Source organism: Paenibacillus faecis (assembly GCF_008084145.1).
Classification (GTDB): Bacteria; Bacillota; Bacilli; order Paenibacillales; family Paenibacillaceae; genus Fontibacillus; species Fontibacillus faecis.
In genome coordinates this window covers 634,626-652,651 of sequence record NZ_VSDO01000003.1, presented here as the reverse complement: position 1 = coordinate 652,651, position 18,026 = coordinate 634,626, and the positions used below count along the sequence as shown (strand labels likewise).

Annotated in this window: 15 protein-coding genes; 12 read left to right on the top strand and 3 right to left on the bottom strand. The window is 52.7% G+C overall.

Features of this window, described 5'->3' with window-relative positions; genetic code table 11:
- Positions 1-177: 177 nt before the first annotated feature.
- The 3 genes from hprK to helD all read left to right on the top strand — a co-directional run bounded on the left by hprK (position 178) and on the right by helD (position 4,568).
- Positions 178-1,092 (top strand): HPr(Ser) kinase/phosphatase, encoded by a 915-nt coding sequence (gene hprK / locus FRY98_RS16330; protein ID WP_148453838.1) that lies wholly within the window; start codon positions 178-180, stop codon positions 1,090-1,092.
- A gap of 44 nt (positions 1,093-1,136) precedes the next feature.
- Complete coding sequence (locus FRY98_RS16325) at positions 1,137-1,898, top strand: AAC(3) family N-acetyltransferase (RefSeq protein WP_148453836.1); 762 nt, start codon at positions 1,137-1,139, stop codon at positions 1,896-1,898.
- Between the two features lie 249 nt (positions 1,899-2,147).
- Positions 2,148-4,568: an RNA polymerase recycling motor HelD gene (helD, locus tag FRY98_RS16320; protein ID WP_148453834.1), complete on the top strand. Its 2,421-nt coding sequence runs from the start codon at positions 2,148-2,150 to the stop codon at positions 4,566-4,568.
- A gap of 38 nt (positions 4,569-4,606) precedes the next feature.
- On the opposite strand, the gene FRY98_RS16315 is transcribed toward helD, so the two are convergent.
- Positions 4,607-5,680 (bottom strand): hypothetical protein, encoded by a 1,074-nt coding sequence (locus tag FRY98_RS16315; protein ID WP_148453832.1) that lies wholly within the window; start codon positions 5,678-5,680, stop codon positions 4,607-4,609.
- Positions 5,681-5,841: 161 nt separating this feature from the next.
- Between FRY98_RS16315 and FRY98_RS16310 the strand changes: the two genes are divergently transcribed.
- Both FRY98_RS16310 and FRY98_RS16305 read left to right on the top strand, forming a co-directional pair.
- The gene (locus FRY98_RS16310) at positions 5,842-6,771 is read left to right on the top strand and encodes a methyl-accepting chemotaxis protein (protein ID WP_249043435.1); all 930 of its coding nucleotides are present in this window, start codon (positions 5,842-5,844) and stop codon (positions 6,769-6,771) included.
- A gap of 141 nt (positions 6,772-6,912) precedes the next feature.
- Positions 6,913-8,091, top strand: coding sequence for an oxalate decarboxylase family bicupin (locus tag FRY98_RS16305; RefSeq protein ID WP_148453830.1), 1,179 nt, complete (start codon positions 6,913-6,915; stop codon positions 8,089-8,091).
- Between the two features lie 325 nt (positions 8,092-8,416).
- Here the strand turns inward: FRY98_RS16305 and FRY98_RS16300 are convergent, their stop codons facing one another.
- On the bottom strand, positions 8,417-8,899 hold the full coding sequence (locus tag FRY98_RS16300; protein ID WP_148453827.1) for a hypothetical protein: 483 nt from the start codon (positions 8,897-8,899) through the stop codon (positions 8,417-8,419).
- Between the two features lie 229 nt (positions 8,900-9,128).
- On the opposite strand from FRY98_RS16300, the gene FRY98_RS16295 reads away from it, so the two are divergent.
- The 7 genes from FRY98_RS16295 to FRY98_RS16270 all read left to right on the top strand — a co-directional run bounded on the left by FRY98_RS16295 (position 9,129) and on the right by FRY98_RS16270 (position 16,365).
- Complete coding sequence (locus FRY98_RS16295) at positions 9,129-9,707, top strand: TMEM175 family protein (protein ID WP_148454552.1); 579 nt, start codon at positions 9,129-9,131, stop codon at positions 9,705-9,707.
- Between the two features lie 328 nt (positions 9,708-10,035).
- Positions 10,036-12,144, top strand: a complete 2,109-nt coding sequence (locus FRY98_RS16290; protein WP_211373309.1) for a TerD family protein — start codon at positions 10,036-10,038, stop codon at positions 12,142-12,144.
- Positions 12,145-12,434: 290 nt separating this feature from the next.
- A complete protein-coding gene (locus FRY98_RS16285) occupies positions 12,435-13,475 on the top strand; it encodes a glycosyl hydrolase (RefSeq protein ID WP_249043434.1) in 1,041 nt (346 codons plus the stop codon).
- 27 nt (positions 13,476-13,502) lie between these two features.
- A complete protein-coding gene (locus tag FRY98_RS16280) occupies positions 13,503-14,378 on the top strand; it encodes a GGDEF domain-containing protein (protein WP_148453823.1) in 876 nt (291 codons plus the stop codon).
- A 48-nt stretch (positions 14,379-14,426) separates the two neighbouring features.
- A complete protein-coding gene (locus FRY98_RS28455) occupies positions 14,427-14,570 on the top strand; it encodes a hypothetical protein (protein WP_170287107.1) in 144 nt (47 codons plus the stop codon).
- Positions 14,563-15,867 carry a glycosyltransferase family 2 protein gene (locus FRY98_RS16275; RefSeq protein ID WP_148453821.1) on the top strand — a complete coding sequence of 435 codons (1,305 nt, stop codon included), beginning with the start codon at positions 14,563-14,565 and terminating at the stop codon, positions 15,865-15,867. Before FRY98_RS28455 ends, FRY98_RS16275 begins: the two co-directional genes overlap by 8 nt.
- Before the next feature lie 99 nt (positions 15,868-15,966).
- A complete protein-coding gene (locus FRY98_RS16270) occupies positions 15,967-16,365 on the top strand; it encodes a VOC family protein (protein WP_148453818.1) in 399 nt (132 codons plus the stop codon).
- 515 nt (positions 16,366-16,880) lie between these two features.
- Here the strand turns inward: FRY98_RS16270 and FRY98_RS16265 are convergent.
- Positions 16,881-18,023 carry an extracellular solute-binding protein gene (locus FRY98_RS16265; protein ID WP_148453816.1) on the bottom strand — a complete coding sequence of 381 codons (1,143 nt, stop codon included), beginning with the start codon at positions 18,021-18,023 and terminating at the stop codon, positions 16,881-16,883.
- Positions 18,024-18,026 lie beyond the last annotated feature (3 nt).

Sequence of the window (18,026 nt, the reverse complement as noted above, 5' to 3'; positions counted from 1 at the left end):
TCGGAGGCTTCGGCTCCCCTTGTCCTTAAATGAGGCAAGGGGAGCCGTTGTTTATCATTCCGGCAAACTCAGCAGGAATGCACCTGTCGGCTGTGGAATATATCCTTAAAACCGGGGTATCGATTATTAGGCGCATTTTATTTTAGGTGCGCTTTAGCCGCAGGAGGAGAAAACTACATGAAGTCGATTACCGTTCAGCGTCTTACGGAAACATTCCAATTGGAAGTACTTGCGGGGGCCGACCGATTGGACCGCGCCATTACCCGGCCGCGAACGCATAGACCGGGACTGGAGTTTGTCGGATACTTCGATTTTTTTCCGATGGAGCGCGTGCAAGTGCTCGGCCGCAAGGAGATTACCTATTTATTGACGCTTAGCATAGAGGAACGCAAGCTTCATATCGGAAATATTGTCAAATATCAACCGCCTTGTTTTATTGTGACGTCGGGGCAGCAAGAGATTCCCTATCTAACCCTGTTCTGCGACCAGGAGGGCATTCCGCTCCTGCGCACGTCCGAGACGACTACGGAGTTTATCGCCAAGTTGGATAACTATCTGGTGAAGGCATTGGCGCCGGAGTTGTCGATTCATGGGGTTTGCGTGAATGTTTCGGGGATAGGCATCCTGCTTCGGGGCAAATCGGGGATCGGCAAAAGCGAGACCGCCCATACGCTCATTCGCAGGGGGCACCGTTTTGTGGCTGACGATATCGTGGTCCTTAAGAAACTGGGGCCGTCGACCCTGCTCGGGACGCATAATGAGACGACCCGGGAGTTTCTGGCCCTGCGCAGCGTCGGGCTGATCAATGTCGTACGCCAGTATGGACGCCGGGCTTTTCAGGACGAGACGCGTATTGTCCTTGATATTGAGCTGTCTCCCTGGAAGGAAGATGCGCTGAACAATGAGTTGGAGGTCGTTCCCCAGTTCACCGAGTACCTCGGCGTTCAAATTCCGCATCTTGAAATCCAGCTCCAGCCCGGACGCGACGTAGCGGGATTGATCGAAGCGGCGGCGAACAATTGGTATCTTAAACAGCTGGGATACAGCGCAGCCGAGGAATTTATGCAGCGAATCGAGAGCAAGTTGCAGTAGGTTATCGAGACATTTGCCCATAAAGGCGCAAAGAGGGGGAGCACGTGCATACGAAAGAGAGCTTGATAAAGCAATTGGAGCAGTTGGGAATCGACGGCAAGGGGACGCTGCTGATCCATTCTTCCATGAAAAGCATAGGACCGGTCGAGGGCGGCGCAGACACCGTTTTGGATGCGTTTACAGCGTATATGAAGGAGGGCTTGCTTGTCCTGCCGACTCATACATGGTCCCGCATCAATGCGGACCATCCGAGGTTTTACGTGGATCGGACGCCCTCCAACGTCGGGATATTGCCAGAACTTTTTCGTCAACGGCCCGGTGTGGTGCGTTCCCTGCACCCCACCCATTCCGTGGCGGCGTTAGGTCGGGATGCCGTAGCGTTTACAAACGATGACCATCATTTCGATACTCCCTGCGCCAGAGGCTCCGCTTGGGGGAAGCTGCTCGACCGACGGGCGACCATTTTGTTGGTTGGTGTTGACTTAAGGCGCAATACCTTTATTCATGGGGTTGAGGAGTGGGCGGACATCCCGGGCAGGTTAACGGATGATCATGAGATGCTGTATACGGTTTTACCCGACGGCTCGGAAATCCCGGTACCGTCCCGCAGGCATTGCGGGCTGTCGTGGTCGGAGCATTTTTGGAAGGTGGATGAGGTCCTGGAAAAGACGGGCGCGATGCACCGGGGGCAGTTTGGCGATGCTTCGGTAAGGGTGTGTGATGCCGCGATGGTGGCGAAAGTAATCACCGAAATGCTCAAGCGCAATCCGGATTTGTTTTCGGATAACCTTCCCTTGGAGGATTGAGGCGAGTTTTATAACGCAATCAAGTCGCATAAAAAAATCAAAAACCCGGCGAATTTGCCGGGTTTAATTGTGACGGTTTAAAGTTGCGCACATAGATATGTTGTGATATGATTGGAGAGCTGCTTTTTAATATTTTTGAAACAGAGCGGATTTAACCCATCTTATTCACACTTTAATCTTACCATATGAAAATTCGCTTTGTCAAACTTTATTTTTTCGCAAATTTGAATGAAGGGGTGCAGGCGGAAGATGATCAGCGCTGAGGATTGGAAACAAGAACAGGAACGGTTGGACGAGGTCACGGAGAAGCTGCAAGCCAGGATCGCCGAGCTGGAGCCGGAGGTGACCGGGCTGCATGAGCAGGTGACGGGCATCCGCAAGCAGTTTTGGGAAGAAGTCACCGTAAATACCAGCACGGATGAGGATTTTGAAGAAACCTTCTACAGCATCCGGCAGCAGGAAGCGCTATTGTCCGAGCGGGAGCGAAGCCACCGTCTGCGTGCCCAGCAATGGAAGAGCATGAAACGGCTGCTGTCGTCCCCTTACTTTGGGCGAATCGATTTCCATGAGGATGGCCTGGGTTTTGTCGAGCAAGTTTATATCGGCGTCTCTTCCTTCGTCGATGCGGATGGCCTGCGTTTCTTGGTTTATGACTGGCGCACTCCCATCGCGAGCATGTATTACGATCATTCCCCCGGCGCGGCCGGATATGATACGCCGGGTGGACCCATCACGGGAACGATGACCTTGAAGCGGCAGTATCAGATCCGTGAGGGGCAATTGCGAAACGTGTTCGACACGAGCGTGACGATTGGCGACGAATTGCTGCAGCAGGTGCTCGGAAAAGGCGCGGACCATCAAATGAAGAGTATCGTCGCGACGATTCAAAAAGAGCAGAACGCGATTATCCGCGAGGACAAAAGCCGGATGCTCATTGTTCAGGGAGCGGCCGGAAGCGGTAAGACCTCGGCGGCGCTGCAGCGGGTGGCGTACCTGCTGTACACGCACCGTGAGCGTCTAAAGGCGGATCAAATCGTTCTTTTCTCGCCGAATCCGATGTTCAACAGCTATGTCTCCACGGTGCTCCCTGAGCTGGGGGAAGAGAACATGCAGCAAACGACCTTTCAGGAGTACCTCGACTACTGGCTGGGCCATACGTTTCGGCTGGAGGACCCCTTCGACCAAATCGAATACGTTTTGACGGAACATGCCGGCCAGGGGTATGAGGCCCGGGTCCAAGGCATTCAATATAAAGCGTCCGCCGCCTTCCTGCAAGCGCTCCGGAATTATGCGGAGCGGTTGGAGCAAGCGGGCATGCGGTTCCAAAGCATCCGGTTCCGCGATCGCGACCTGATTCCGGCCGAGCGGATGGAGGCCAAGTTTTACAGCTATGATCCCTCCATCCGTATGACCAACCGCATCGCCCTGCTGCAGGAGTGGCTGCTGCGTGAACTGGTTTCGCTGGAGAAGAAGGAACGGGAGGAGCTTTGGGTACAGGAGGAACTGGATTATCTCGACAAGGATCAGTATGCCGAGGCGTTTCAACGGCTGCACAAGGATCGGGGCGTTTTTGATTTCGCCGAACAATATGAGGAAGTTCAGGAAAGGCTCCAAGGGGAGCGCCGACCCGATGAAGCTGACTTTGACTATGCCGACCGGGAGGAACAAATGCTGCGGCGGATGATCGTCAAGGAGCAGTTCAAGCCGCTGAAACGAAGCGTGAAGCGGATGAAGTTCATCGATATGGTCGGGTTGTACAGCCAGCTGTTTGCGGAAGGGGAGACGTTCAGGGAGATAACCGGTCACGCGGAGATCCCTTCGCTTTGGACGGAAATCTGCGGGCAGACCCGGGAGAAGCTGGACCGGCTCGAACTGTTCTATGAGGATGCAACGCCATATCTGTACTTAAAAGAGCTTATCGAGGGCGTGCGGACAAACACGGAAATCCGGCATGTGTTCATTGACGAGGGCCAGGATTATTCGCTGTTTCAATACGAGTTCCTCAAAAAAATGTTCCCCCGGGCCCGCATGACGGTGCTCGGCGATTTCGGCCAGGCTATCTTCGCTCAGGCCACGGAACTTTACGGAGGCGACTCGCCGCTGGTCCGGCTATACGGGGAAGCCGAAACCAACCTGTTTCGGCTGCTTCGCAGTTACCGGTCGACCCGTGAGATTGTGGAATTCACAAGGTCGCTGCTGCCGGACGGCCAGGAGATCGTGCCCTTTGAACGAATCGGCCTGAAGCCGTTCCTCTGCGACGCGGGCAGCGGGGAGCGGCGGGCGGCGCGGATCGCCGAGCACATAGCGGCGCTTCAAGCGGAAGGCTTCGTCTCCATCGGCGTCGTTACGAAGACGGCGGCCGAAAGCCAAGAAGCCTATGACCTCTTGATGTCGCAGGGGTGCCAGGGGCTGAAGCATGTGACGAAGAACACTCCCTCTTTTGAACAAGGAACGCTGATTCTCCCTGTATATCTCGCTAAGGGGGTTGAGTTCGACGCTGTTCTCATCTATGACGCCTCCTCGCGGACGTATCATCGGGAGAGCGAACGCAAGCTGTTTTATACGGCGTGCACGCGTGCCATGCATCGGCTGTTGCTGTACGCCGCGGGAGAATGGACCCCGTTCATTCGGGAATTGGATAGGTCTTTGTATGAGATCGAGGAAGGATAGAATGAAGTGGGCACCCATCGCGGTGCCCCGATTTTGGTTTACAGATAAATCCTTCGGGCCTCCTCGCCAAAAAACTCGATCACCCGCTTATGTTCGGTAATATCGATGTGGTTCAGCCTCATGATTCGCTGTAGAAAGATGGTATCCGCAAACAGGTGGTTAATGATCTTCCCGCACCATGCTGGGTTGCTTTTAAAGTAATCCACCAAATGATGAATCTCATCAAATTTAAAATACAGGATGTAACAAGCATAATGCTGGAGCAGGGTCCGGAAACCGTGATCGCGGTAGGGACTGGAGTGGTTGTCCGCAAGAAACCCGGCCATGACCTCGAACACCTGCGTTCTATTTTCCGAATAAGTGCGAATCAGCGCATCAACGTCGTTAACCAGCCGCAGCACATCCTCCAGCCCTTCTTCCGGCGGCAGGGTCAGCTTGGCCGATTTTCCTTCAAGGGAACTCAACAGCTCCAACGTGAGGCTTTTGCAGGCCTCGATTTCCTGGGGGGACAGGAGGATCTTCCCGCTGAACTTGTCGATATGCTCGCGGTAATAATCGTGATATGCGGAGAAATAGCGCTCCATCTCTATATTGGTTTTCGTATGAACCAACTCATGCTCCCGGAATGAAAAGGCGTAGAGGGTTTCCTCATTTACCGGGTGGGCATAGAGGTAGAAAAAGAAGAAGAACTCCCTTAATTGGCGCTTCCGTTCCTCGCTTATGGCGGAGACATCCCCCAATTGCGACAACTGGGTGAAACAATAGTTTTTCATGAAATCGTTCATTGCGCCGTACGGATTGTGATTGGCTATGGTCGTCGTCGAGTTGATCGTAAACAACAGGTAGTAGAATACCAGTTCATCATATACATCCATCTGCTTGAAAATATCCGAGAGTACGGGCTTCCAGTCGGGGTTCCTGATGTAGTGGGGATCTCTCGGCTGTAATTCGTCCGTCCAGTCCGTAAAGAGCGCATCATCTCGGCCGGTCAGGAACAACGCTGTTCTGCCGTCTTCGCAATAATCGTATTCGAAGCGGTCCATTTGCACGGGAGGCAAACCTCTATTAAATTTTAGATTCAAATATTCATGATAGAGTAATTGAAGGTTCATCCGTTATATCCTCGCTTTGGGTTTAATCCATCCTTTGAATGGGCGAAAAAAGCTTATCCTGCCTAGAGTTTTTCGCCGCATGGAGCCGGAATCCTTTTGAATCTGTATATTTATTGTCGAGTTCTCTTTGCTAAACTGAAACCGAGTTGCCTATTTTTTTCATGATGGAGGTCGACAAATTTATCATTATGAACAATCAAGCGGTAACGGACGGGCTGGTCGTCAGGGCACTGGAGCGGAATTTGGCCATGATCCGTTTCGACACTGACCGAAAGGTGGCTTATGTCAACGAGGTATTTGCGAACGCGATGGGATATTCCGTAGATATGATTAGGAACATGCGGCATCGCGATTTCTGTTTCGATTCTTTTGCGGACTCGCCGGCCTATGAAGCGTTTTGGGATGGCTTACTGTCGGGGCAGAGCTTTCAGGATAAAATAGAACGGAAAAATGCCCGCGGGGAAGCGGTATGGCTGGAAGCCACCTATATGCCGATTTATGATGAAAGGGAATCCGAGATTATTGGCGTATTTAAAATCGCGACGGATATTACGACACGTCAATCCAGCCTGGCTACAGTGGTTAGGGAATTGGAGACAACCTCCCAGGGGTTAAATCAGCGTGCGGAAGCGGGAATCAGCCGAAGTCGGGAGCTTCTCTGGAGTGTCGACCGGGTTGCCGAGGTTTCGGAGGATAACAACCTTACCCTGAAGCAGCTGCAGGAGCAGGCCAAGTCGATCCAGGGGATTGTGCAGACGATCCGCGACATTGCCTCACAAACCAACCTGCTCGCCCTGAATGCCACCATCGAGGCGGCCCACGCGGGACCGCATGGCCGAGGGTTTAATGTCGTGGCTACGGAAGTGCGCAAGCTGGCCAATGAAGTGACGGACTCCATCATCGAAATCCAGGGAACCATCAACGGCATTGCAAAGGAAATTTCCGAGATTTCGGAAGGTATCCGCCGCGTTCAGTCTTCCGTCGTGGAGAGTCAGCAGCAGATTCGCGTGACCCTGGATGATTTTGACAATATCGTAGATTATGCACAAAAGCTGGACGAGCAGGCACGAAACGTTGCGGCCAATATTTAAATAGGATGATATATTGCCCCCTTGGCAGGTTGGGGGCTTTTTTACGTATATCTCCGAAAAAGTCGCGGGAGGTTTGGGATTGGGATAGGTATACCCGGCATAGTTTAGATTAGTGGCAAGTAGAGAAGGAGGAGTGATACTGTGGAAAATAACCCGCTTCACCAAGCTGCGACGGGACCTACCCCGCAGCCGATAAGGCAGGATGGGGCAGGTTGGTGGGACTTGGGTCCGCGTGATATTCTGCGCGACTGTGAGAACCCGGATTTGCTGGTTCCTCCCGTTACGGACGCCGGAATGATCCCCAACCTGAAGTTTTCATTCTCCGATGCGCATATGCAGTTGAATCACGGCGGCTGGTCGCGGGAGGTGACCGTTCGCGAGCTTCCGACCGCGACGACGCTCGCCGGGGTGAACATGGCACTTACGCCGGGGGGCGTGCGGGAATTGCATTGGCATCAGCAGGCGGAATGGTCCATCATGTTGGTGGGCCGGGCCCGGATCACGGCGGTCGATCAGAACGGGAGGAATTTTATAGCGGATGTAGGCGTGGGGGACCTGTGGTACTTTCCCCCCGGAGTTCCGCATTCGATTCAAGGATTGGAGGAAGGCTGCGAGTTCTTACTCGTTTTTGACGACGGGAATTTCTCGGACCTCAATACGTTGTCGATCTCCGATTGGTTTGCGCATACGCCGAAGGACGTATTGGCCGCGAATTTCGGAGTGCCGGCAAGCGCCTTTGCTCATATCCCGAAAGAACAGCGATATATTTTTCAGGCTAATGTGCCCGGCTCTCTGGAAAGCCAGCAGGTAGCGGACCCCTACGGTACGGTTCCTTTAACGTTTTCGCATCGGCTGCTTGCGCAGAAGCCGTTGGTAACTCCGGGAGGGAGCGTGCGGATCGTCGATTCCACGAACTTTCCGATCTCCACCCAGATTGCCGCCGCTCTGGTTGAGATCAAGCCGGGCGGCATGCGGGAAATGCACTGGCATCCGAACAATGACGAGTGGCAGTATTACATCTCGGGAATGGGGCGGATGACGGTGTTTGCCGCAAACGGCACGGCCCGGACGTTCGATTATCGCGCTGGCGATGTGGGGTACGTCCCTTTTGCTTATGGACATTACATTCAGAACACGGGCGACCAGAGCCTATGGTTTCTGGAAATGTTTAAGAGCGACCGGTTCCAGGATGTTTCTTTGAATCAATGGATGGCGCTGACGCCTCATCAGTTGGTACAAGACAATCTTAACCTGGGCCCCGAAGCGATGAACGCCCTGCGGAAGCAAAAGTGGCCGGTGGTAAAGTATCCGGGGTGCTAGTGCCCCATCAGACAACCTTGATAAAGAATTCCTGCATATGTGCATGTTTTTTTTCTGTTTGGAACAATAATTTCAAAATTCCTGCAATTCTGCAGGAATTTTTGACGCAATCGGCTCGTTTCTCTAAAATCGTCAGAAATGCCTGCAGATTTGCATCTTTTTTCGAATTCCCTTGGGGACCGGCCTAAAATACCTGCAGATTTGCATCTTTTTGGAGTTGGAAGGGTTAGAAAGTGCGCTAGAACATTTTCCACCCGATAATGTCGGCATATCTTTTTATGTATTTCCTGGTACATCGGCTATGTATTCCTACTGGAATTGTGAATCAATACATGAGCTGCAACCGAAGAAAAAGGTATGCAATCTGGAGCCCCACGGTGGCGGCCGTAATGGCCAGACAGACGGGGAGTCGGCTTTTCTGCCCCGGTGCCAGTGAATTTGAAACGACGGATACCCCTCCCAGTACACCGATGGAGCAACTGACCGGCCCTGCAACAAGCCAGCCGAATATCGTGAGAATCAGCATAATAGCCGTTGACCAGCCCGGGATATTGCTGAGTGGGATATAAGGTTTTGCGGAATTCAGATAGAAACCGTCAACCGCCAAATCCACTTTTCCTCCAATTGCAGTCAGGTTCAGGGTTTTGCTCCCGATAACTATAGGTTCATCGATGAGCCGAATCACTGTGCTTCTGCTCTTCACCCGTCTTTCTGCCCCGTCCACGGTGATCTTGCATTTAAAGAGCCCCGTTTTAATGCCGATTTCGTGTGGTGAGCCATCGACCAGGACGGTCCATGATTTTGCCATTGAATACGACCTCCAAGTTTCCCAGTTGGGATAATTTTCAAAATTTAATACTTAAGGTATATCGGCTGCGAGAGCATTTTTTGAATACGGTTCCGACCCAACCTTTTGTAGGATTCGTGAACGTTATGGGGTAAAAGCGTGAAGTTTTTCTTGACAGGGTGGAGGGGGATGTGCAAAGTTACTGGTGTCGAATAGAAAAAGACGCGAGAAGCGAGAAAGGGGAGCCCCTCTGAAAGCAAACCGGATGGAAGCGTTTAGCGATGGCGTGCTGGCGATCATCATTACGATCATGGTGCTGGAGTTCAAAGTGCCGGAAGGCCACAACTGGGAGGCGCTTATCGGACTTGGCCCGAAACTGCTTAGCTACATTTTCAGTTTCGTATATGTCGGTATCTACTGGAATAATCACCATCATCTATTGCATATGGTTCGAACGATGAACGGGCGGTTGATGTGGCTCAACTTACTGCTTCTCTTCTGGCTATCCCTTGTGCCGTTCACAACGGCCTGGATGGGGGAAAGCCATTTTGCGGCTACACCAACGGCGCTGTACGGCCTTATTTTGCTGCTGGCGGCGTTCTCGTACTGGCTGCTTCAGCGTACGATCAGCAACCAGCATGCCGGCGATTCTTCCTTCGTCGTAGCGCTGGGCAAAGACTGGAAAGGGAAATTATCTCCCTTGCTCTACTTGGTTGCGGCCTTGAGCGCCTATGTGAGTCCTTGGATCTCCGGCTGCTTCTTCGTACTCGTTGCGGTCATCTGGTTCGTACCGGATCAGCGGATCGCGAATGCTCTGAGGGAACGTTAATAAAAGCTCTTCGATACTCGTATGAAGGCGGGTTCGAAGAGCTTTTTTTGGGCGAATGCCACCGCTATTCAACAAGTCGTAATACTTTCGCCCTGTTGGTGCGCCGCAAACTCTGCGATGATGGGTACATCAAAGCGATCGGGTCACGGACTTCGAGCCTTTGAGCCTTCAGGCTATCGCGATCCTTCCTTCTAAACTCATTTGGCGAATTAGGGTCGCGGCTTTCCTGAAGGATTTTCATCCGGAGAGGAGGCGTCCAGGCTATCATATTCCTTCCTTCTACTTCCCTTATTGAATTAGGGATATGGCTTTCCTGGACTCTTTAATTATGATAAGTACGATTTTTTTACGAAGAGCAAACAAGGTGATCGTCGAGCCAGGGCAAGAGGCGAACATGGCGAACACACTTCCCAAAGCTTGCTTGGCGACGGCGTTAAAAAACTTGGAAGCCCTTGGCTTTACGTTTTCGCATGCGTTGATGCGCGCCGTACTTGCCTTATCCAAAGGGCAATTTGAAATGTTTTATCGCGAGCTGGTATCCGATTTAAGGGTGATGGTCGGCGCGCATGTGGAATATAAGCCGATGTATCCCGCCTTCCCGATGCAGGTGATGCAGGAGGATGACGTGGAGCTGTATTTGAATGCGATCTATCATTATCTGACTTATGAATGCCCTGAATATCCTCCTGTGGATAGGCCTACACTGCTCGATCAGGTAAACCTGAAGGTCATCGATCTTGGAAGCAAGGAAGAATTCCATCTCATGATCCGTCGACTGATCGAAGCCAAGGTCTCCATTTCAGAGATGGACAAACAGGATATCGATTCGGCTATTGAGCATGCGGAGCCGGATGAATTGGCGGCGATGCTACCGTCCGAGATTCCGTTCAAGGAGAATGCCGCTTTCGTAGCGGCCTCCTTGATGAGGCATGACAAGGCCAATTTGGGGCTGATCGGGCGGTATTTTAAAACCGCTACCGATGTCCTGCGGTTGGCCGTGGCCTGGTCGGACGGCGATGTCAGCCTGGCGGAGGCGACGCGCTTCCGCAAATTTAAACGGCGTGAACGGAGACTGCTGCTGGGCCTGCTGGAACAGTGCGGTCAAATCACGGAGGATATGCTCCGGTATAAGGAACGCTGGATTCGTTTGGGCGAGATTCTTCACCCTTCCGAATACAAACACCGTTTTCGCCGATGTGAGGAAGCTTTTGCTATTTTACGGAACAACAAGCCCTTTACGACCTTCAACGGAAGCGTCGAACTGGCGTTCCAGTACCGAAATATGTGGACGCTCATAGATCTGTTAACGCAGCGTCCCGGCGAATTTGCCAGAAGACTGGATCACCTGGTTCGGACCGCCGAAGACCCGGAATATGTATTGCTGGCGTTCGGCGAAGTGGTGGACCAGGTATCGACTCCGGTGCTGCTGCAGGTAAAAAACCATTTTGCCCGCCGAAACGAGCCGCAGGATCTGCGCGTCTTTTTCCCGAAAGGAAGGGTGGCTAACGCTTTTGCGATTCCCGATACCCTTCCGGAAATCGATGAGGCTGTCTGCCGGGAAGCGGTACGATTGTGCGAGGAAGCGCTGGTCCGGCGTTTCTCCTTGCTCCCTCCGCTTGGGAAAGTCTATGTCGATCCGGAATTGAAGAATTATCATGTTCCGTTCTCGCAACGCTCGGCGAGCAAGGCGCTGCGCACTCTTGTGCGGGGAAGCCGCCTCCCGATGGGCGAAGGGGACACGATCCGGTTCTTCAATTGGTGGAAAGAGGGGAACGTCGACGGAAAGCCCACCGGCCGCGTGGATATCGACCTGTCCGCCGTCATGTATGACCGCAACTGGCAGTACGTGGAGCATATTTCCTATACGAACCTGCGCTCGTCCAAATACCGTGCCGTTCATAGCGGGGATATCGTGTCGGCTCCTCAGGGCGCCTGCGAGTTTATTGACCTGCATATCCCTTCCATTGTCGATTACGGAGGCCGGTATATCGTGGCCACCCTGCACTCGTTTACGGAACAGCCTTATTGCGATTTGCCGGAGTGCTTCGCGGGCTGGATGATGCGTAAAAAACCGGGCTCCGGGGAAATATTCGAGCCATCCACCGTGGAGAACAAGATCGACGTCACCGCCGATACGCAGATCGCGATTCCCGTCATTATGGATCTGGTAACCCGTAAGGTGATCTGGACGGATCTTTCGTTAACGCGACATCCCCATTACTACAACAATGTGGAAGGAAACCAAAAAGGGATGGTCCTTATGGGCAAAGCCATGACCTCGATGCGGAAACCCGATCTGCAAGACCTGTTCAGCCTGCATGCCCAGGCACGCGGGGAACGGGTTGACAGTCCGGACCAGGCGGGGATGGTATTTTCGGTGAAGAAAGGGGTAACTCCCTACGATATCGAACAAATTATGGCGGAGTATTTGGCCTGACCCAAACTTTAAACTCAACCGTTATCCTCGGTGGATTTCACCGGGGATTTTGGCGTGCGGAGATTTTTTTCTTGCTTGTACAGTTTTTGTACAGATAAAAAATGATACAATGCGTGGAGGAAACATTAAACTTTCATTTAATTCCAGAATACTGCACCAGGCTCCAAATAGATCGGCCTCTCAAGAAGACCGCGTCAACATCACGACTACGAGAGACACAACAGAACGGGGGTCCTAGTTTGTTAAGGCGAAGCAGACGTAAAATTTTAGGCTTGGGGTTCGGGTTATTATTGAGTGCGGCTTTGGGGATCGGGGGATGTTTGTCCTACGCGGAAGGCAAAGAGTCGACGAAAAGTTTCGTTGCGAAGCATATGACCAATCCCAACGGCACCTTGGCTACCTATTTAAAAGAGTCCCCCTCGGTCAGTCCGGAAATGGCGGCGGGACGAGAGGCGCTCTCCGAGTCGCTTGGGTTATGGATGCAGGCGGCGCTAGCCGGTAACGATGAGGCCGCTTTTGATAAGAGCTTTGAAACGTTGGACCGCTATTTCACGAAGGATCAAAGTTACATCGCTTGGAAACTAAGCCCTGACGGAAGTTTGGAGGTCAGCACGAACGCGCTTGGCGACGACTTGCGGATTATTGGGGCTTTACTGGAAGGGGCCGGGAAGTGGAAGGGTCATCCCGAGTGGCGTGCAAAGGCGAAGGGGTTAACGGAAACCTTGCTGATCCACTCGCAAAAAAACGGATACCTCGTGGATTTCTACGATTTCGCCAGAGAGGAGTCCCCGGATACTTTGGCTCTGGCCTATGTGGATTTGTCTACGCTAAAGAGGCTCGTGCAAGAAGAGGTGCTGCACGAGGAGACCTACCTGCGGTATCAGACGCTGCTGCAGGACATGCCGGATGACGGTGTATTTTATCCCAAGTCGTTCAACGTGGTCAGCGGAGAGTATTCGTATGAAGCCAGCGTAAATATGATTGACCAGCTGATGGTAGCCATTCATACCGGGAAGACGAAAAGAGATCAAGGGGCGCTGCATCAATTCCTGAAGCAGAAGTTCAAACAAACGGGCAAACTGTTCGGACAATACAGGCGAGCCGACCGGACGGCGGCCGTGACGTATGAGTCCCCTTCGGTTTACGGCCTCGCCATCCAGTTCGCCCTTCAACAAGGGGACCGGTCTTTTGCCGAACAACTGTACAAACGAATGCTGACCTTCAAGGGGCGCGATTCCCGCTATCCTGGAGGGTATGTGTTTGAGGCCAATACCCACATTTTTGATAATCTGCTCCCCCTCCTGGGGGAGTATGCGTTGAAGAGAAAGTAATGACTTTTAAACATTTTAGAGGTGGGCATGAGAAATAGGAGATTAATCCAGCGCATGGTCTGGGGATACAGCCTGCTGATCGGGTTGGCGGTCATCCAGGTGCTGCTGGTATTTGTGAATATATTCCGGGAGCAATCTTTTACGGCATTCGAATTGGTGTTCAGTATAGGCAGCCTGGCGGCTCTGCTGCTCGGTTTTTTACTCCCGGCCGGGGTGGCTGTCGTCTGTATTTTCGTTTATTTGGTGGCCTATTTCGTGTGGTTGGCGTCTTATGCCGAGGTGGACGTGTTGTCGCTATCCTGGCTGTGGCTGCCCCCGGCCTATATGGCCGCCGCCGCGTTTATCAAGGCCGGATTGATCCGCACCAAGCGGATGATGGAGCGGCTTGACGAACTGCAGCGCAGAAACCCGGAAGTGGATTTGGATACTTCGCTCGGGAATAAGGAAGCTTTTGCCCAAACGCTTGTGAAACAGTCGAATCTGGCCAACCGGTATTCCGATACATACCGTTTCTGTCTGGCTATGTTTAAGATCGATTTTTTGCCGATGGTGCGGGAATCGCTCGGCTCCCAAGGATATGCCCGGCTGCTCGCTTCCTTGTCGGAGGAGATTCAGAAGCAAATCCGCTACGAGGATTATAAGTTCGGGCTGGACCAGGGGAGATTTATTGTTCTGTTCCCGATGACGAATCACGAGTATTTGAAGGAACTGACGGACCGGATCAAAAACGCCTTGATGGACATTCCCTTCCTGGACCGGAAGGACCGGGATTTGAAGCTGGTAATCCGCGCCGGAGCCCTGGTCTTTACGAAGGAACAGTTCAGCAAATATGAAGATACCGACGCGGTCATATCCGCGCTTGAACGCAATACGGAGACGGACCTGATCGGAGAATATATTTAAAGTGACCCGCGATTCATAAAGGGTGATATGCAACAGGAGGAGTAGGAGATGGCTTATACCGCCTGGTTTATTCCGCTATGCCGGATCGTCAGCCTGATTTTTGCCGCTGCGGTTCTGGTATTGTTTATTGCAACGCTGGTCTTTCGGAGACGCGTAAATCGAAAATATGACCGGAGGAAAGTCCGTGGCTGATTTATTATTGGTGTTTTCAATAATTAGTATTTGGGCGGCCGTATTTCAATCGATTGTGATCATGTGGGGCGCCGTCCGCTTTATTTTTAAACAAAGCCGCAAGGATTGGACGGTTCCCGGTCCGGAGCAAATGGAGCACTTCCCTACAATCACTGTCATGGTGCCCGCGCACAATGAAGAACTGGTGATCGCGGCGACGGCGGAGAATATTTTGCGGCTGAATTACCCGAAGGAGAAAGTGCAGCTCATCGTTATTGCCGATAACTGCAGTGACGATACCGCCGGAAAGCTAAAGGCGCTGAAAAGCAAGGAAGCGTTTCGGGACCGGGACTTTATGATCTTTGAACGGACGGGAACCGGCGGAAAATCCGGTGCGCTCAACGACGCGCTGCAGTATGCGAAACACGAGTGGATCTGTATTTTTGACGCCGACGCGGCGCCCGAGCGCAACGCTTTGTTTTTTCTGGTCGAGAAGGCGATGGAAGACCCGGAGAATTACGGCGCGGTCTTTGGACGGAACAAGGCGAGAAACCGCGGGCAGAACCTCCTGTCCAAATGCATTAACCTTGAACTGGTTACGGCCCAACGGATTTATCACACCGGATTATGGGAGCTGTTTAAACTGGGCACGATTCCCGGGACGAACTTTATCATCAAAACGGATTTGATCCGGGACATCGGCGGTTGGGATACGGAGGCGATTACGGAGGATACGGCCATTTCGTTCGAGATTTTGACGAGAGGGCAGCTTATCGCGCTGGCGCCCCAGGCGGAGGCGTATCAGCAGGAGCCCGAACAGCTCGGCGTGTACTTGAAGCAGCGGGAGCGGTGGGCCAAGGGGAATTTTTCCGTCGTGATCGGTAATCTCCACCATTTGTTCAACCGGTCCAGCTGGCGCATCAAACTGCACGTGCTGTACTATACGGCGAGTTACTTCTGGTTTTTGCTGGCCATTATCATTTCGGACATCATTATCGTCATGAATTTGATTTACGGCTTCATCGGGTTGTTTAATCCCGAGGTGGCGATGCCGTTCCAATTTGCGGACGATCTGTACGTGTACCTGATGATTGCTTGGGGACTGATGTATTACCTGTTTGTACTGCAGATCAATCTGGCGCTGGCCACGGATATCGGGCAGAGCACGACGCAAAACTTTATTTTATCTTGCCTCTCTTATTTCACCTATGCTCAACTATTCCTGCTGATTTCCCTGCGCGCCTTCTATTCCATGGTCGTCGATAAAGCGACGGGACGGAAAACAAAGTGGTACAAGACGCAGCGGTTTGAGGGGTAAGAGGCGGTTACCGCCCCGAAAGTGCGACCGGGAAAGGAAGAGAAAGATAAGGCTGGCGTTCGTTTATAATGAGGGGACAACTTGTAGAGGAGGAGTATTATGGCATTCCACGTAAAAAACTATGCTGTCGTCCAATTGCCCGTACGTGATCTGGACGCTTCCGTGAGATGGTACACGCAGATGCTGGGCATTCCGTTCACGTTCGACTATACCCCGGGGGACCCGGAGGCTTGGTTAAATGTCGGGGGAGTCGGCCTGGGACTGATTTACTCGCCCGAGGTCCCCAAGCTGGACTTCACGGACAGCCAGGGGCGGCTTCAGCCGATCATTTCGTTACAGGTGGACAATATTCATGAAGCTTATGAAGAATTAAGGAAGCTGGGGGCGGAAGTGGGGGAAATGGTGTTTAAACCCCAAGGCGGTTACAGCTTCACCTTTAGGGATCCGGATGGACATATGGGGAACTTGTGGGGCGGTTGGCCGCAGGACGGGGAATAAGGTGAAAACGCCCCTCCCGTTATACCGGAAACGGGCTTGCGGCCTACAGGAGTTGCATTAAACCTGGCATGGTGCTGTCGATCCGCTAATCTCTCTGGCCGCCGGCTATAATAGCGGCGTTTTGGGCTGCTATTTCGTCCAGATTTGCTTTTTCGGGAAGAATAGCGGTCAAAAAGGGCCTTATTTCTCTGGTGCGAGCTTAAAAATCAAGTTTTTGCCCGACTTTCTCTAAAATAAGGCCCCAAATGACCTCTATTTCACCTCGAAGAGCCAACTTCGACAAAATAGCGCCTCAAAAGGCCCTTATCCACCAGCCCGGCTTCAAAGAGAGGCGGTTACGGCGATTAGCCCTTCGGGTTAATGCAACAACTAGTGCCGCGGGCGGGTAATAGCCGAAAAAACAGCCATTACACGGTATGGCTGCCGATATCTTGTTTCGGGGTTATCCTGCCCACTCACCTCTCCTCCCGCACAGCCTCCCTTCACGGGGGAATTTCCCGTGAAAGGGGTATCCTCTATGCATACCTGCTCCAGGAGCGCATCGTTTGGGCGACGTCCGCCTCGTTAAGAATCATGCGTTGAATTTCCTCATTGATGAGCTGCCGCGAAGAATTCCATTTCTCGTTCAGGTAAAAGCCGCTCGCCTGCACATGATCCAGTTCTTCTATAAACTTGGCCCAGATCGGGTGTTCCGTCATCCCGCTGTCGCTGGCCAGCGACTTTGTCAACGGCAGCGTCTGCGTCTGCCGGAACCGTTCGGGGCGTTCGAGAATGTAATGCTTAAGGAATTGCCATGCCAGCTCCGGATGCTCGCACTTGGTCGTAATCCCGGCGGCGCCCATATAAATCATATTCGCCTCCTCGGCGCGCGGCATCCGGGGCAAGCGGACGATCTGAAATCTTCCGTCCAACCCGAACCGGATCAGGTTCCCGACGTACCAGGTGTAGCCCAGCGCAATCGCGAATCCTTCATGCAAGTCCCCCGCCTTCGACGGTTCGCCCGGTTTACGGGTGACGCGGTGAACTCGGAAAGCGTCGATTACGCGCTGCATGGCCTCGATCGATGCGGGGCTGTCCGCGTATCCTAGTGTCGTGGAGCCGTCCGGCGACAAATAACGTCCGCCATTTCGCAGGATGAACGGCTCGATCTCCTCGATATCCTGGCCGATACCGAGCCCGAATTGCGTTGCGATCCCGTCCTCGTCGCGAATCGTTAGCTGCTTGGCCATTTCAATCATTTCGTCCCACGTCCAGTCGTCGGAGGGAAGCGGAACACCGGCCTTCTCGAACATCTCCTTATGGATCACCATCAGCGGGAGTGCGATATCGATAGGGAGCCCCGGAAGATTTCCATCCTTACGCGCCACCCGCATAATCCCGGGCTGCAGATCGTCCGCCAAACCGGGCTCTCTCTCCACGAACGGCATCAAGTCCACGAATAACCCCTTTTGATTAAAAAGATACCATCCGCCGCCATCCATAATATCCGGACACTCGCCGGATTTGAATACCTGCATCGATTCGAAGTTATCGGCAGCCTGCTCGATCGAAATTTCTACCTCCGGATGAGTCTGCTCAAACGAAGTCTTTGCATCCAGGAGATCCCGCATAGGGTCAAACTGCGTCAAATAGCGAAGCTTCATCTTTGTTGGCGCCACGGC

What these genes read in the sequence shown, in the direction of transcription:
- FRY98_RS16280 (WP_148453823.1), top strand. Translation starts at nt 13,503, where the DNA reads ATGAGAAATAGGAGATTAATCCAGCGCATGGTCTGGGGATACAGCCTG.
- FRY98_RS28455 (WP_170287107.1), top strand. Translation starts at nt 14,427, where the DNA reads ATGGCTTATACCGCCTGGTTTATTCCGCTATGCCGGATCGTCAGCCTG.
- FRY98_RS16310 (WP_249043435.1), top strand. Translation starts at nt 5,842, where the DNA reads ATGATGGAGGTCGACAAATTTATCATTATGAACAATCAAGCGGTAACG.
- FRY98_RS16290 (WP_211373309.1), top strand. Translation starts at nt 10,036, where the DNA reads ATGATAAGTACGATTTTTTTACGAAGAGCAAACAAGGTGATCGTCGAG.
- FRY98_RS16300 (WP_148453827.1), bottom strand. Translation starts at nt 8,899, where the DNA reads ATGGCAAAATCATGGACCGTCCTGGTCGATGGCTCACCACACGAAATC.
- FRY98_RS16315 (WP_148453832.1), bottom strand. Translation starts at nt 5,680, where the DNA reads ATGAACCTTCAATTACTCTATCATGAATATTTGAATCTAAAATTTAAT.
- helD (WP_148453834.1), top strand. Translation starts at nt 2,148, where the DNA reads ATGATCAGCGCTGAGGATTGGAAACAAGAACAGGAACGGTTGGACGAG.
- FRY98_RS16270 (WP_148453818.1), top strand. Translation starts at nt 15,967, where the DNA reads ATGGCATTCCACGTAAAAAACTATGCTGTCGTCCAATTGCCCGTACGT.
- hprK (WP_148453838.1), top strand. Translation starts at nt 178, where the DNA reads ATGAAGTCGATTACCGTTCAGCGTCTTACGGAAACATTCCAATTGGAA.